This is a genomic window from Myxococcus sp. AS-1-15, from assembly GCF_020037055.1.
GTDB classification, from domain to species: Bacteria; Myxococcota; Myxococcia; order Myxococcales; family Myxococcaceae; genus Myxococcus; species Myxococcus fulvus.
On sequence record NZ_JAIQDF010000005.1, the window covers coordinates 347859 to 365126 of the forward strand.

The 17268-nt window shown below is 71.1% G+C and carries 1 protein-coding gene (cut by a window edge); it reads right to left on the reverse strand.

Going from position 1 to position 17268, the window contains the following annotated elements; genetic code table 11:
• Positions 1-17268: the 3' portion of a non-ribosomal peptide synthase/polyketide synthase gene (locus tag K8625_RS17220; RefSeq protein ID WP_223783313.1), read on the reverse strand. It continues 26262 nt past the right edge of the window; only the last 17268 of its 43530 coding nucleotides appear in the window; its start codon lies off the right edge, out of view; the stop codon is at positions 1-3.

Below are 17268 nucleotides of genomic sequence, written 5' to 3' on the forward strand. Positions count from 1 at the left end.
TCAGGGCAGGTGCTTCATCGCCTCACGCAGGCGCTCGGACAGCGCCTGGACGCCCGGCTCACGGAGCACGCCGTAGTGGCTTCCGACCACGGGGTGCCGCTCCAATCCGGCGCCGACGAGCGTGGACCAGCCGCCATCCGCGGGCAGCTCGGCGTCATGCTCGGTGGCCTTGAGCAGCACCACGCGCTCCTGGGTCGGCCGGGGGACGTAGCGCCGCGCGGCCTTCAGGTTCGACTCGAAGACCTGGAGCAGGGACTGGAGCTGCCGGGGGGCCGTCCCGAGGGGCAGGACTCCGGCGCGCTCGCCCTCGACACGCAGGTGTTCGAGCACCGCGTCCGGAGACATCGCCGCGAGCGCCTCCAGGTCCAGCTCGACGTGGGCCAACGAGGCGCCGAGCAGGTCCTGGATGAACATGCCGATGACCTGGAGCCGGTCCATCTCCGAGGGCTCCGGGGCCTTCACCGCGCCCGGGGCGTACGTGTCGATGAGCGCGAGCAGCTCCACCCGCTGGCCCTGCTCACGGAGCTGCCGCGCCATCTCGTAGGCGATGACGCCTCCGAGCGACCAGCCGCCCAACAGATACGGGCCGGACGGTTGGACCTTCCGCATCGCGTCCACGTAGGCCGTCGCCATCTCCTCGACGGTGCCTCGCGGCGTGGCCTCACCATTGACGCCCTGGGCCTGGAGCCCCACGAACGGGCGCTCCGTCCCCAGCCGACGCGCCAGCTCCGCGTAGCAGAGGACGTTGCCGCCCACGGGGTGCACGCAGAAGAACGGCGTCTTCCCGCCCGGACGCAGGGCGCCGAAGGGGACCACCGGCGAGGTGCCTGTCATCGTGGCCCCGTCGCGCAGCAACGCGGCGAGCTGCTCCACCGTGGGCGCCTGGAACAGCGCGGCCAGCGGCACCGGTCGGCCCACTGCCTCGCTCACCGCGGACATCATGCGCACGGCGAGCAGCGAGTGGCCGCCCAGCTCGAAGAAGCTGGAGCGGACACCGATGGGACGAACCCCGAGCACGTCCTCCCAGACGCGCACCAGCTGGAGCTCGAGCGGCGTCCTGGGCGGGAGCACCTCCTGGGTGCTGGAGACCTCGAGCGTCGGCTCCGGCAAGGCCCTGGTGTCCACCTTGCCGTTGAGCGTCAGCGGCAGGGCGGGGAGGGTGACGAACGCGGAGGGCACCATGTACTCGGGCAGGCGCTGCTGGAGCCACGTCCTCAGCGAGAGGACCTCCGGAGCGACGGACGACGAGGCCACGACGTAGGCCACGAGCTTCCGGCCCGCGCCATCTCCCCGCGCCACGACGATGGCGTCTCGCAGGGAGTCATGGCCGCGCAGCACCGTGGCGACCTCGCCCGGCTCCACGCGGAAGCCACGCACCTTCACCTGGAAGTCCGTGCGGCCGATGAACTCCACGCGGCCATCCTCGAGCCACCGGACGCGGTCTCCCGTGCGGTACATGCGCGCCTCGGGGGCCTTGCTGAACGGGTCCGCCAGGAAGCGCTCCGCCGTCAGCTCCGGGCGACCGAGGTAGCCCCGCGCCACCTGCGGGCCTCCGACGTACAGCTCACCCGGCACACCCACGGGCACGGGCTGGAGGCTCGCGTCGAGGATGTAGAGGCGCGTCTGTCCCAGCGGATGACCGAGCGGCACCTGCGCCGGAGCCTTGTCACCGGGCGGCAGCTCCACCCGCCCCGCGAGGACTCCCACCGTGGTCTCCGTGGGCCCGTAGTGATTGAAGACCTGGCACTCGGGCGCGAGGGCATGCACCCGCTCCAGCAAGGCCCACGACGAGGACTCGCCGCCGAGGACCAGTCGCTTTCGCGGCACGATGGTTCCCGTCTCGCCCCCCGTGAGCAGCGCCGCGAGGTGGGACGGGACGATCTTCATGCAGTCCACGGCGTGGCGCTGGAAGTACTCGGCCATGCCTTCGGGACTGCGCGCTCGCTCCTGTGTCAGCACGTGCAGCAGTCCACCCGTGACGAGCGCGGGGAACAGCACCGTGTTGCCCAGGTCCGCGGCGAACGTCGAGACCAGCGCGAAGCTCTTGCACTCCGTCAGCGCGATCCGGTCGATGACCGCGTTCACGTAGCTCATGAGCGCGCCGTGCGACACCGCCACGCCCTTCGGTCGACCCGTGCTGCCCGACGTGAAGAGCACGTAGGCCAGGTGCTCGGTGCGGACCTCGACCTTCGGCGCCTCGGTGGACTGCTTCGCGAGCACAACCGCGTCCGTGTCCACGCGCACGCGGTGGAGGGACAGTCCCTCGAAGGCCGACTCATGGGCGGACCCCGTCACCACGACGGGCGCGGAGACCTCCTCCACGAGCGCGCGAAGCCGCGCGGCCGGCTGTGACGGCTCCAGCGGGACGTAGGCTCCGCCCGCCTTGAGGACCGCCAGCAACGCGGCGATGAGCTCCACGCCGCGCTCCAGGCACAGGGCCACGGGGACATCCGGGCCCACGCCCAACGAGCGCAGGTGGTGCGCGAGCTGGTTCGCCCGTTCATCGAGCCGACGGTACGTCCACTCCTGCTCCTCGCAGCGGAGCGCCGGCGCGTCAGGGGTGCGCGCCGCCTGCTGCTCGAAGAGCCGATGGAACGGGAGCCCCGGCGACACGGGCGCGGACTCCGTCACGAGGACACGCTGTCGCTCCGCGTCCGTGAGGAGCGGGAGCGTCGCGAGCGGCGCATCCGGGTTCGCCAGCGCGCGCTCCAGGAGCTGCTGGAAGTGACGCACCAGTCGCTCGCCGGTGGCGGGCTCGAACAGGTCCGTGCTGACGAAGAGCCCGCCCCGGTAGCCGTCAGGTGCCCGGAACAGGTGGAGGTTGAGCTCGAACTTCGTCGAAGCCAGCTCCACGTCCATCGCCTCGAGCGTCAGGCCCGACAGCGACACCCCGGGCGACGGCGCGTTCTGCAGCACGAACATCGCCTGGAACAAGGGCGTCCGGCCCAGGTCTCTCGCGGGCTGGAGCTCTTCCACCAGTCGCTCGAAGGGGAGGTCCTGGTGCTCGAAGGCCCCGAGCGTCGCGTCACGGACCTGGGACAAAAGGCCCCTGAACGTCAGCTCCGGCGTGAAGCGGGCCCTCAGCGCCAGCGTGTTGATGAAGACGCCCAGCAGTCCCTCCGTCTGCGCGTGACGTCGGCCCGCGATGGGCGAGCCCACGACGACGTCCTCCTGGCCCGAGTAGCGCTGCAGCAGGGCCTGGTAGACGGCGAGGAACAACATGAACGGGGTGACGCGCTCGCGCTGCGTCGCCACGTCCACCGCGTCGCTCAGCGCGGCCGGCAGCCACACCGGCACCAGCGCGCCGTTGGACGAAGGCACGGCCGGACGAGGCTTGTCGTTGGGCATCTCCAGCGCGGGCGCGGCGCCGTCGAGGTGCTGCTTCCACCAGTCGAGCTGTGCACGCAGGGCGCCGCCCTGGAGCCAGCCTCGCTGCCACACGGCGTAGTCGGCGTACTGCACTGGCAGCACAGGCAGCTCCACGGCCCCACCTTGATGGAAGGCCGTGTAGAGCATCGTCAGCTCACGCACCAGCACACCGATGGACCAGCCGTCCGAGATGATGTGGTGCATGCACACCAGCAGCACCTGCTCCGTCGACGACAGCCGCATCACCGTGACGCGGAGCAGGGGACCGGTGGACAGGTCGAACGGGCGCACCGCGTCCTCGCTGATGACGCGTCGCGCTTCGGCCTCGCGCTGCTCCGGCGACGACGCGCGCAGGTCCACCGTCGCGAACGGACGGGGCGCCGGCGCGTGGATGACCTGTCGCGGCTCACCCCCCTCCATGCGGAACGTCGTGCGCAAGGACTCGTGACGCTGAACCAGCGCATCGAAGGCGCGTTGGAGCGACGACAGGTCCACCTCGCCCGTCAGCTTGAGTGCATAGGGGATGTTGTAGAGCGCGCTGCCCGGCTGGAGCTGGTCCAGGAACCACAGGCGCTGCTGCGCGAAGGACAGCGGGAGCGGCCCGTTCCTCGGCGCGGCGACGAGCGGCGGCAGCACCGTCACCCCTTGCTCCTCGGGCAGGCCCTGCTGGAGGCGCGCCGCGAGCGAGGACAGCGTGGGCGACTCGAACAGGGCGCGGACGCCCAGCTCCTGTCCCAGCTCGTCGCGGATGCGGGCCACCAGACGCGTGGCCAGCAGGGAGTGGCCACCCAGCTCGAAGAAGCTGTCGTGACGTCCCACGCGGGACACCTGAAGCAGCTCCTTCCACAGCTCGGCCAGGCGCTGCTCGGCCGGGGTCGCCGGGGCTTCGTGGGCCTTGCCGGTGTCGAGCCCCGAGGCGTCCGGCTTCGGCAGCGCCTTGCGGTCCACCTTGCCGTGCGTCGACTGGGGCAGCGCGGGCAGGAACACGACGTGCGCGGGCACCATGTACTCGGGCAGCCGCTGCCGCAGCCACGCCTTCGGGTCCTCTCCCTTCGGCGCGTGGCCGTCGGCCGTGGCGACGTAGGCCACCAGGCGCTTGTCTCCGGGCACGTCCTCGCGGACGACGACCGCCGCCTCGCGGACCTCGGGGTGCGCACGGAGGGAGGCTTCAATCTCTCCCAGCTCGATGCGGAAGCCGCGCACCTTCACCTGGAGATCGATGCGCCCGAGGAAGCGCAGCGCGCCGTCCTCGGTCCAGCAGACCTTGTCCCCGGTACGGTAGAGGCGCTCGCCGGGCGTGGTGGAGAAGGGGTCCGGAACGAAGCGCTCGGCGGTGAGCGCGGGTCGGCCCTGGTAGCCACGCGCGAGGCCCGGGCCGCCGATGAACAGCTCACCGGGGATGCCCACGGGCACGGGATGCAGCGACGCATCCAGCACGTACACCCGTGTATTCGGAATCGGGCGTCCGATCGGGACGGCCGTGTCGATGGACGTGCCCGCGGGTAGCACGTGCTGCGTGGTGACGACGGTGACCTCCGTCGGGCCATACGCGTTGATGAGCGAGCCCCCCTTGGCCAGTCGCTCCCGCGCCGTGGGCAGGGGCAGCACGTCTCCGCCGACCCACAGGCGGGGCAGCCGGGACAGCGCGGCGGGCTCGTGCTGCTGCATGACATCGAAGAGCGCGGTGGCCAGGAGCGCCGTGGTCACGCGGTGCTCGTCGATGACGCGCGCGAGCTCGGAGACCTCCGGGGTCCTCGGCGGGTACACCGCGAGCCGAGCGCCCGTGAGCAGCGCGCTCCAGACCTCGAGCGCCGTCGGGTCGAACGTCAGCGGCGCCACCTGGAGGATGACCTCGCCCGGCTCGCGGGACGCGAAGCCCACGCCCGAGACCAGCCGCAGCACCCCGCGGTGGGTGATGGCCACGCCCTTGGGCGTCCCCGTGGAGCCGGACGTGTACGTGACGTACGCGAGGTTGTCCGAGCTCATCGGCACGAACGGAGCCTCCGTCGACTGGCGGGAGATTCGCTCCCACTCGGTGTCGAGCGTCACCACGGGCCACGAGCCCGAGGGCAGCAAGGCTCCCAGCGCGCTCACCGTGAGCACACCCGCCACACCCGAGTCCTCGAGCATGAACGCGATGCGCGCCTGGGGATGCGCGGCGTCGAGCGGGACGTAGCAGCCACCGGCCTTGAGGATGCCGAGCAGCGCCACGTACAGCTCCAGCCCACGAGGAATCAGCACCGCGATGCGCGGCTCACGGCCCAGGCCCAGCGACAACAGATGTCGGGCGAGCTGACCCGACCGGGCCTCCAACTCCGCGTAGGTGAGGCGCTGGCCCTCGAACTGGAGGGCAATCGCCTCGGGCGTGCGACGGGCCTGCTCGGAAAACAGGGCGGGCAGGGTGGACTCCGACGGGAATTCGGCCGTCGTGTCGTTCCAGTCCACGAGGATGCGCTGGCGCTCCGCCTCGTCCATCAGGGACAGGGAGGACAACGGCGCGTCCGCCTTGGCGACAGCCGCCTCCACGAGGCGCAGCAGGTGCGTCACCATCCGCTCGGCGGTGGAGCGCTCGAACAGGTCCGTGCTGAAGCTGAGGGCCCCTTGGTAACCCGCTGGCGTGCGGACCAGGGCCAGCTCCAGCTCGAAGCGACTGACGGTGGACTCGACCTCCACGCCCTTGAGCGAGAGCTCCGGCAACGTCAGCTCCGCGCTCGGCATGTTCTGGAGGGCGAAGAGCGCCTGGAACAACGGCGTGCGACTCAGGTCGCGCGTGGGATGCAGCTCCTCGACCAGCCGCTCGAAGGGGACGTCCTGGTGCTCGTAGGCCCCGAGCGTGGAGTCGCGCACCTGCGCCAACAGGCGCCGGAACGTGAGCGTCGGCGTGAAGCTCGCGCGCATCACCAGCGTGTTGACGAAGAAGCCGATGAGGCCCTCCGTCTTGGCGTGACGCCGACCCGCAATGGGCGTGCCCACCAGCAAGTCATCCTGCCCCGAGTACCGGTGCAGCAGCGCCTGGTACGCCGCCATCCACACCATGAAGGGCGTGACGCCTTCACGGCGCGCCAGCGCCTCCAGCGCCTGACTGAGCGAAGGGGCCACGCTCACGGGCACCGTGGTGCCCTGGTGCGAGAGCACCGCGGGACGCGGCTTGTCGGTGTGCAGATCCAGCGCTCCCGGGGCTCCGGCGAGCTGCTGGCTCCACCAATCGAGCTGCTTCCGGAGCGTCTCTCCCTGGAGCCACTGCCGCTGCCACAAGGCGTAGTCCGCGTACTGCACCGGCAGCTCCGGCAACGGCGACGGACGACCGCTCCTGAACGCCTCGTAGAGCTGGACGAGCTCTCGCACCAGCACGGCCTGCGACCAGCCGTCCGAGATGCTGTGATGCATGCACACGAGCAGCGCGTGCTCCTTGGTGTCCAGCACGAGCAGCGTGATTCGCAGCAGGGGACCCGTACGCAGGTCGAAAGGGGTGAGCGAGTCCTCGCGCGCCAGCCGGTAGGCCTCCTCCATCCGCTCGTCGGCAGAGACGCGGGACAGGTCCACCACCCGGAGGTTGCCGGGCTGCGCGGGGTGGATGACCTGTCGCGGCTCACCGCCCACGGTCTCGAACGTGGTGCGCAGGGACTCGTGACGACGCACCAGCTCGTCGACGGCGCGATGGAACGCGGCGCGCTCCACGCGCCCCGACAGGCGCAGCGCCACGGGCATGTTGTAGATCGCCATCCCTGGCTGGAGCTGGTCCAGGAACCACAGGCGCTGCTGCGCGAAGGACAGCGGAATCGGCCCGTCACCGCGATCCACACCGAGGTCCGGGAGCGTGGCCCCCCAGGTGGCGCCGGAGATGCGCTCGGCGAGCCCCGCCAACGTGGGGGTCTCGAAGAAGGCCCGCAGGCCCAGGTCCACCTTGAAGTCCTCGCGGACTCGAGCCACCAGCCGCGTGGCCATCAACGAGTGGCCCCCCAGCTCGAAGAAGTTGTCGCGACGACCCACGGTGGGGACGTTCAACAGCTCCCGCCACAGCTCGGCCAGTCGCCCCTCCAGCGGCGTCGCGGGAGGCTCATGCTGGCGGCTGACCCGGTGCAGGTTCGCATCCGGCGCGGTCAGCGCCTTGCGGTCCACCTTGCCGTTGGGCGTGAGGGGCAGGGCGGCCAGCGGCACGAAGGCCGCGGGCACCATGTACGCGGGCAGGTGCTGCCTCAGGTGGTCATGGAGGCCCAGGATGTCCAGGGTCGGCTCCAGCCCCTCCTTCACTTCCGTCGGCACCACGTACGCCACCAGGCGCTTGTCGCCCGGCGGGTCCTCGCGCGCCAGCACCACCGCGTCACGGACCTCCGAGCGAGCGCGCAGCGCGGCCTCGACTTCCCCCAGCTCGATGCGGATGCCGCGCACCTTCACCTGCGTGTCGCCGCGCCCCAGGTACTCCAGGCCGCCGTCACGTCGCCAGCGCGCTTTGTCTCCCGTGCGGTAGAGCCGCTCACCCTCGCCGAAGGGGCTCGGGATGAAGCGCTCCGCCGTCAGGTCCGGCCGGCCGAGGTAGCCACGCGCGACGCCCTCACCGCCGATGAACAGCTCGCCCACCACGCCCGTGGGCGTCGGCATGAACGCGCTGTCCAGCACGTACGTCGTCACGTTGGTCAGCGGCCGACCGATGGGCACCTCCTGGGCGCTCTCGAACGACGCGGCCGGGGACGCCATCAGGTCCACCGCCGTGGCCACCGCCGTCACCTCTGTGAGTCCGTAGGTGTTGCGCAGGGGCAGGGTGGAGCCCACCGTGCGACGCCACGCGGCGACCCGCTCCGGCGCGGCGCGCTCTCCGCCAATCACCACCCACTTGAGCTTCGAGGGCAGCTTCGCGCGGCCTTCCTCCAGGCTCGCCGTCACCTCGTGCCAGAAGGCCGTGGGCAGGTTGAGCTGCGTCACCCCCGCGGCCTCGCACCGCGCCAGGAAGACCTCCGGCACGTCGAGCATGTCCGGCGTGCGCAGCACCAGCGTCCCGCCTCGCGTGAGGCACGGGTAGATCTCCTCCGCGCTGGTGTCCCAGCTGATGGAGGCGAACTGGAGCACGCGGTCCCCCAGCTCCACGGGGTACGTCTTCCAGGCCGCGCGGGTGAAGTTCACCAGCGAGCGGTGCTGCACCACGACGCCCTTGGGCCGACCCGTCGAACCCGACGTATAGAGCACGTAGGCCGCCGCCTCCGGAGGCACCACCACGGAGAGCGGAGCGACGTCCCCCGTCTCGGGCACGGCGTCCACGTCCAGGTAGACGCGGTCCGTGGTGTCGCTCAGCTTCTCGCGGACCTGCCCGCGTGCCACCACCACGCGCGCGCCGCTGTCCTCCAGCATGAAGCTCAGCCGCTCCGCCGGGTACTCCGGGTCCAGCGGCACGTAGGCACCACCGGCCTTCAGCACGCCGAGGAGCGCCACCAGCTGCTCCACCGAGCGCTCCACGCACACCGCCACCCGCGTCTCCAGCCCGACGCCCAGCTCGCGCAGGCGCCACGCCAGCCGCGTGGCCCGCGTGTCCAGCTCACGGTAGGTGACCGAGTCCTCACCGGACACCACCGCGATGACGTCCGGCGTGCGCAGCACCTGCTCCTCGAGGAGCGCGTGGATGCGCGCGTCCGCGGGCAGGGGCTCGCGCTCACCCGTCCACTCCAGCAGGAGCTGCTTGCGCTCCTCGGGAGGCAGCAGCGGCAGCTCCTCCAGCGGGGTGCCCGGGTTCGCGACGATGCCTCGCAGCAGCACGAGCAGGTGCTCGGCGAAGCGCTCCATCGTCGCGCGCTCGAACAGGTCCGTGCTGTACGTGAAGCCCCCGGAGAAGCCCTCCGGCGCGCGCGTCAGGTCCAGCCCCAGCTCGAACATGGCCAGGTTGGTGGAGTCGATGGGGTGGGGCCCCACGGACAGCTCCGGCAGGACGATCTCCGGCAGCGGCGCGTTCTGCAGCGTGAACATCGCCTGGAACAGCGGCGTGCGGCTCGCGTCGCGCGTGGGCTGGAGCTCCTCGACGATCTTCTCGAACGGGACGCCCTGGTGCTCGTAGGCGCCGAGCGTCCGCTCGCGCACCTGGGCCAGCAGCTCGCGGAAGCACATCTTCGGCGTGAAGCGCGCGCGCAGCACCAGCGTGTTCACGAAGAAGCCGATGAGCACCTCCGTGTCCGCCACGTTGCGGTTCGCGATGGGCGAGCCCACCAGGATGTCGTCCTGGCCCGAGTACCGGTGCAGCAGCGTCTGGAACGCGGCCATCAGCACCATGAACGGCGTGGCGCCTTCCTTCTGGGCCAGCGACTCCAGCGCCTGGCTGAGCTTCAGCGGGATGACCAGGTCCAGCACGGCGCCCTTGTGGGTGAACACCGCCGGGCGCGGCTTGTCCGTGGGCACGTCCAGCGCGTACGGCGCGCCCTCCAGCTGCTGCTTCCACCAGCCGACCTGCGCCTCGAGCGTCGCGCCGCGCAGCCACGAGCGCTGCCACACGGCGTAGTCGGCGTACTGCACGGCCAGCTCCGGCAGCGGCGAGGGCAGCCCCTTGCGGAACGCCTCGTAGAGCGACGTCAGCTCCCGCACGAACACGCCGAGCGACCAGCCGTCCGACACGATGTGGTGCACGTGGAGCAGCAGGATGTGGTCCTGCGGACGCAGCTTGATGAGCAGCGTGCGCAGCAGCGGCCCGCGCGAGAGGTCGAACGGGCGACGCGCCTCCTCGTTCGACAGCCGCAGGGCCTCCGCCATCCGGAGGTCCTCCTCGTCGATGCGCGACAGGTCCACCTTCTGCACGGGCACGAAGGTGGCCGGGTGGATCTTCTGGACCGCCTGGCCTCCCTCCGCGCGGAACGTGGTGCGCAGCGACTCGTGACGCCGCACCAGCTCGTCGAAGGTGCGCCGCAGGGCCCGCTCATCCAGCGTGCCCTCCAGCCGCAGCGGGAACGGGTTGTTGTAGAGCGTGGACCCGGGCTCCAGCTGGTCGATGAACCAGAGCCGCTGCTGCGCGAAGGACAACGGCAGGTCCGTCGTGCGCGGCACGCGCGTCAGGGCCGGGGCCTTCGCCACCGTGGCGTTGGCCAGGCGCTCCGCGAGCTTTGCCACCGTGGACGCGCCGAACAGCTCACCCAGGGGCAGCTCGACGCCGAGCGTGGCCCGGATGCGAGACACCACCTGCGTGGCCAGGAGCGAGTGGCCGCCCAGCTCGAAGAAGTCATCGTGGATGCCCACCGAGTCGTGGTGCAGCACCTCCGCCCAGATGGCCGCCAGCTGCGTCTCCAGGGGCGTGCGCGGGGCGTTCTCGGCCGGGTCCTTGGAGACAGGGGCCTCCGGGGCCGGCAGGGCCTTGCGGTCCACCTTGCCGTTGGACGACAGGGGCAGGGCGGCCAGCTCCACGATGGCCGACGGCACCATGTACTCGGGGAGCTGACGCTGGACGAAGGTCTTCACCGCGCCCACGTCCACTCCCGCGGTCTCCGGGACGACGTAGGCCACCAGTCGCTTGTCGCCCGGGATGTCCTCGCGGGCCACCACGACGACGTCCCGCAGGCCGGCGAAGCGGCGCAGCGTCTCCTCGACCTCGCCGGGCTCGATGCGGAAGCCGCGGATCTTCACCTGGAAGTCGACGCGGCCCATGAACTCGAGCGTGCCGTCCGCGCGCCAGCGCGCCTTGTCGCCCGTGCGGTACAGGCGGGCGCCCGGCGTCGAGGCGTACGGGTGCGGCACGAAGCGCTCGGCCGTCAGGTCCGGGCGGTTCAGGTAGCCCCAGGCCAGGCCGTCGCCTCCGACGAACAGCTCACCGGAGACTCCCGGCGGCACGGGCTGGAGCGCGGCGTCCAGCACGTAGGCCGTGGAGCTCGACAGCGGACGGCCGATGGGCACCGAGCGGCCCACCGTGTCCCCGGCCCGCAGCGTGTGCGTGGCGGAGAACGTGGTGTTCTCCGTGGGGCCGTAGCCGTTGATGAACACCGCGTCCGGCCCGATTCGCGACAGGTGCTCCGTCACGCGCTGCACGGGCAGCACGTCGCCACCCGCGAGCACCTGGCGCACTCCCGCCAGCGCCTGGCCCTGGTGCTGGACGACCTGGTCGAAGAGGGCCGCCGTCAGCCACAGCGCGGTGACTCCCGAGCTCTTCAGCAGCGCGCCCAGCGACTCGATGGACTGCGCCTTCGGAGGCGCGAGGACCAACCGTCCGCCGTTGAGCAGCGCGCCCCAGACCTCCAGCGTGGAGGCATCGAACGCCACGGGCGCGAGCTGGAGGAAGACCTCGTCCGGCCCGAAGCGCATGAACGTGTTGTCGCGCACCAGTCGCAGCACACCACGGTGGGGAACGCAGACGCCCTTGGGCTGGCCCGTGCTGCCCGACGTGAACATCACGTAGGCCAGGTCCTCCTCACCCACGGAGACGACGGGAGCGCTCGTCGGCTGCCTCGAGATGGCGCGCCACTCCGCGTCCAGCAGGACGGGCAGGCAGCCCAGCTCGGGCAGCTCGTCCGCGAGGTGCTCCTGGGTCAGGAGGATGCTGACTCCGGACTCACGGATGATCCACGTGAGGCGCTCCGTGGGGTAGCTCGGCTCCAGGGGCACGTAGGCCGCGCCCGCCTGGAGGATGCCCAGCATTCCGACGATGAGCTCCGGGGAGCGCTCCACGCACAGACCCACGCGGCCACCGGGGCGCACGCCCATCACGTGCAGGTGGTGCGCGACTTGGTTGGCGCGGGCGCGCAGCTCGGCGTAGGTGAGCTGGCCCTCCGCGTGCGTGAGGGCGATGGCCTGGGGCGTGCGCTCCGCCTGCTTCGCGAAGGCGTCGTGAATCGACGGGGGACGCGGCGTCTTCGTCGCGGTGTCGTTCCACTCCACCAGCACCCGGTTGCGCTCCTCGCGGGTGAGCATGGAGACCTGGGCGAGCGGGACGTCCGGCGAGGCGATGACCTCTTCGAGCAGCACGCGCAGGTGGCTCGCCATGGCGGCCACGGTGTCGTGGTCGAAGAGGGACGTTGCGTAGTTGATGCCGCCACGGAAGCCCGTCTCCTCGCGATGGAAGGACAGCTCCATGTCGAAGCGGATGACCCCGTGGTGGTGGTCCATCGGCCGCAGCGTCAGGCCGGGCAGGGACAGCGCCGGCAGCGGGGCGTTGTGCAGCGTGAAGGAGACCTGGAACAGCGGCGTGCGGCTGGCGTCACGGGCCGGGTGCAGCTCCTCCACCAGCTTCTCGAAGGGCACGTCCTGGTGCTCGAACGCCTCCAGCGTGGTGTCCCGCACCTGGGCGAGCAGCGCGCGGAACGAGTCCTGCCCCCGGATGAGGGAGCGCAGGACGAGCGTGTTCGCGAAGTAGCCGATGAGGGCCTCGGACTCGGCCAGTCGACGTCCGGCGATGGGCGAGCCCACCAGGATGTCGTCCTGTCCGGAGTGCCGCTGCAGGAGGACCTGGAAGGCCGCGAGCAGCACCATGAACGGCGTGGCGCCCTCGCGACGGGCGAAGGTCTCCAGCGCCTCGGTGAGCGGCAGCGGCAGGTGCATCAGCGCCGCGGCCCCATGGAAGGACTGCTGCGCGGGGCGCGGCTTGTCCGTCGGGAGGTCGAGGTGCGACGGCGCGCCCTCGAGCTTCTTGCGCCAGTAGCCGACCTGCTCCTCCAGGACCGGCCCCTGGAGCCAGTCGCGCTGCCAGACGGCGAAGTCCGCGTACTGCACGGGGAGCGCCGGCAGCGGCGAGGGACGCTCGTCATGGAACGCCGCGTACAGCGCGGCCATCTCGCGGACCAGCACTCCCGTGGACCAGCCGTCCGAGACGATGTGGTGCATGTTGAGCACCAGCGCGTGCTCCTGTTCGCCCAGCTTCAACAGGAGCGCGCGGGCCAGCGGGCCGCTCAGCAGGTCGAACGGGCGCCGTGCCTCTTCGAGTGCGAGTCGGACGGTCTCCGCCTCGCGCTCCTTCGCGTTCGTGAGCGACGTGAGGTCCACGAACTGGAAGGGCAGGGGGAAGGCCGGGTGGATGACCTGGACGGGCGTGTCACCGTCCGCGCGGAAGGTGGTGCGCATCGCCTCGTGGCGCTCCATCAGCGCGTCGAAGCCACGCTGGAGCGCGGAGAGGTCCAGCACGCCCTCGAGCTTCAGGGCCAGCGGGATGTTGTAGGCGCTGACCGCGCCGGCGAACTGGCTGATGAGCCAGAGGCGCTGCTGCGCGAACGAGAGCGGGATGGGCTTCGTCCGGTCCACGCGGACCATCGGCGGCAGCTCCGCACCCGGACGACGGGCATCCAGCCGCTCCGCGAGCGCGGCGACGGTGGGTGCCTCGAACAGGGTGCGCAGCGGCAGCTCCAGCCCGAGCGCGCCCCGGACGCGGACCACGACCTGGGTCGCGAGCAGCGAGTGACCGCCCATCTCGAAGAACCCATCGTGAATCCCGATGCGCTCCACGCCGAGGACCTGCGCGAAGAGCGTGGCGAGCGTCTCCTCCACGGGCGTCCGAGGTGCGACGTAGCGGCCGGGCTGGACAACAGGGGCCTCCGGCGCGGGCAGGGCCTTGCGGTCCACCTTGCCGCTGGGCGTCAGCGGGAGCACGCCCAGGTGCGTGAAGGTCGAGGGCACCATGTACTCGGGCAGCCGAGACTGGAGGTGCGTCTTGAGCAGCGACGCGGTCAGCGGCTCGGCGTCACCCGTGACATAGGCGACGAGGCGCTGGTCGCCCGGGGAGTCCTCGCGCACGAGGACCACGGCCTCTCGCACCGAGGCGTGTGACAGCAGCGCCGCCTCGATGTCTCCCAATTCAATCCGGAAGCCTCTGAGCTTCACCTGGAAGTCCGAGCGGCCCAGGTACTCCAGCGTCCCGTCCGCCAGCCACCTCGCCACGTCTCCGGTGCGGTACAGCCGCGCCTCGGGCACCTGCGAGTACAAGTCCGGCACGAAGCGCTCCGCCGTCAGCTGCGGCCGGCGCCAATACCCCAGGCCTACCTGCACACCGCCGATGAAGAGCTCTCCGGGCACTCCCACCGGCGTCGGCTGGCCCTGCGCGTCCAGCACGTACAGCCGCGTGTTCGCCACCGGACGCCCAATCGGAATGCTCGTGCGCTGCGTGCCTCGCGCGCAGTGGAAGTACGAGACGTCCACCGCCGCCTCCGTCGGGCCGTAGAGGTTGTGCACCTCCGCGCCCGCCGGCAGTCGCGCGTGCGCCTTCGCCACCAGCTCCGCCGTCAGCGCCTCACCACTGCACACCACCCGCCGCAGGTGGCTCAGCCCCTCCAGGCCCGGCTCCTCCAGGAAGGCTCTCAGCATCGACGGCACGAAGTGCACCGTCGTCACTCGCTCCTCTCGCAGCAGCTTCGCCAGGTACGCCGGGTCCTGGTGCCCTCCCGGCTTCGCCACCACCAGCCTCGCCCCCGTCAGCAGCGGCCAGAAGAACTCCCACACCGACACGTCGAAGCTGAACGGTGTCTTCTGCACCACCGTGTCCGCCGCCGTCAGCCCGTACTCCTGCTGCATCCACAAGAGTCGGTTGACGATGCCCGCGTGCGCGTTCATCGCCCCCTTCGGACGGCCCGTCGAGCCGGACGTGAAGATGACGTACGCCAGTGAGTCCGCGCCTCCCACCGGAGTGGGTGCAGTCGCAGGCTGACGGGCCACCGTGGCCCACTCCGTGTCCAGGCTCACCACTCGCGAGCCGTGCGCGGGCAGCACCGACTTCAGCTTCTCCTGCGTGACGAGGACAGGCGCGTCCGCGTCCTCCAACATCCCCGCCAGGCGCTCCCTCGGGTATGCCGGGTCCAACGGCACGTAGGCCGCTCCCGACTTGAGCACCCCCAGCAGCGCCACCACCAACTCCAGCGAGCGCTCCAGGCACACCCCCACCAGCACCCCCGGCTTCACTCCCAACGTCCGCAGGTGGTGCGCCAGCTGATTGGCCCGTGCATCCAGCTGCGCGTAGGTGAGGGTGCTTCCCTCGAAGCGGACCGCCTCCGCCTCCGGTGTGCGTCGCACCTGCGCCTCGATGAGCGCGTGCAGCGTCGCCTCCTTCGGGTACGCCTCCGTCCTCCCCTGGAAACCCACCAGCACCTGCTGCCGCTCCGCCTCACCCATCAGCGGCAGGCGCTGCACCGGCAGGTCCGGAGATGCGACGACGGCGCGAGCGAGCACGGAGAGGTGCTCGACCAGTCGCTTCATCGTGGACTCATCGAACAGCTTCGCCGCGTACTCGAAGCGGCAGTGGAGCTCGCCCTGGCCTTCGACGACCTCGAAGCTCAGGTCGAACTTCGACGTCCCGGTGGCGACATCCAGCTGGCTCAGCTTGAGCGTCTGGTGCGACGTCTCCGCGGGCGGCGTGTTGATGACGTTGAGGACGACCTGGAAGACGGGCGTGCGGCTCTGGTCCCTCGGCGTCTGGAGCAGCTCGATGAGCCGCTCGAACGGCGCATCCTGCCGGGAGAACGCGCCCAGGGACTGCTTCTTCACCCGGCCCAACAGCTCACGGAACGTCGGGGCCTCGGTGAGCTGGGTGCGCATCGCCAACGTGTTGACGAAGCAGCCGATCAACCCCTCCGTCTCGGGCTGCGTACGACCCGCGATGGGGATGCCGATGGCGAAGTCGTCCTGGCCCGCGTGACGACCCAGGAGCGCCTGGTAGAGCGCCAGCATCACCATGAAGGATGTCGCGCCTTCCTTGCGGCCCAGGGCGAGCAGCGGCTCCGCCACCTCGCGGCCCACCACGAAGCGCAGGCTCCCACCGTCGTAGGACTGCACCGCCGGACGCGGCCGGTCCGTGGGCAGCTCCAGCGCGGGGACTCCGAGGAGCTGCTCCTTCCACCAGCGGAGCTGCCCGTCCAGCACCACGCCTTCCAGGTACTCACGCTGCCAGACCGCGTAGTCCGCGTACTGCACGGGCAGCTCGGGCAACGGCGACTCGATGCCCGCGTTGTAGCAGGCGTAGAGCACGGACATCTCGCGCGCGAGCACCAGCGAGCACCACGCGTCGGAGATGACGTGGTGCATGACCAGGTTGAGCACATGGTCCTGTGGCCCCATGCGCAGCAGCACGGCGCGGATGACCGGGCCGCGCGCCAGGTCGAACACCCAGGCGCCTTGTTCCTCGCAGCGGCGAAGCATCGCGGATTCACGGGCCTCGGGCGTCTCGCCGGGCACGTCCTCCAGCGGCATCGGCAGCCCGGTCGCGGGCTGGACCACCTGCGTCGCCCCCGTCTCGGTGAGCTGGTACGTGGTCCGCATCACCTCGTGACGACGCATCAGCTCGTCGAGCGCACGCTGGAGCGCGGCGGTGTCCAACGGGCCCACCAGCCGGAAGCTGGAGCTGTTGTTGTACGCCGTGCTCGTGGGGTCCAACTGCTGGAGGTACCAGAGGCGCTGCTGCGCGAACGACAGCGGCAGCGGCTTGTCCCTGCGCGCGCGTGGAATCCCCGTGGGCACGGCGGGCGCGGCGACAGGGCGAGCCTCGGTCCGCACGGGCGGCGGGGCCTTGGCGGCCGGGGCAGGGGCCTTGGGAACCGGGACGTTGACCGGCTCCAGACGACCATCCGCGCGCAGTCGCGCGTGGCGTCCCGTGCGGAACAGCTGGGACGACGCGCCCTTCGGATGCGCCACCAGTCGACGACGCTCCTCTTCCTCGGAGCGCCACAATCCGGAGGGAAGACCCGCGCCCTCCAGCGCCAGCTCCCCGACGACGCCCACGGGCACAGGCAACCCCGCGGTGTCGAGGATCCATGGGCGCAGCCCCGCTGGCACGCGCTCATCGGGAGCACGCGGCAACAGCGCGCCCTCACGTGGCGCACCCGCGAGCAGGACCTGGAGCCCGGAGCTCTTCGCGAGCGCCGTGGCCAGCTCGGCCGAGGCCCCATCGAGCACCAGCGCGCCCACGGGGCTCAGCGCCTCACGGGCACCAGGCAGCTCGGTCAGCGTGCGGGCCAGTCGCGCCGACGT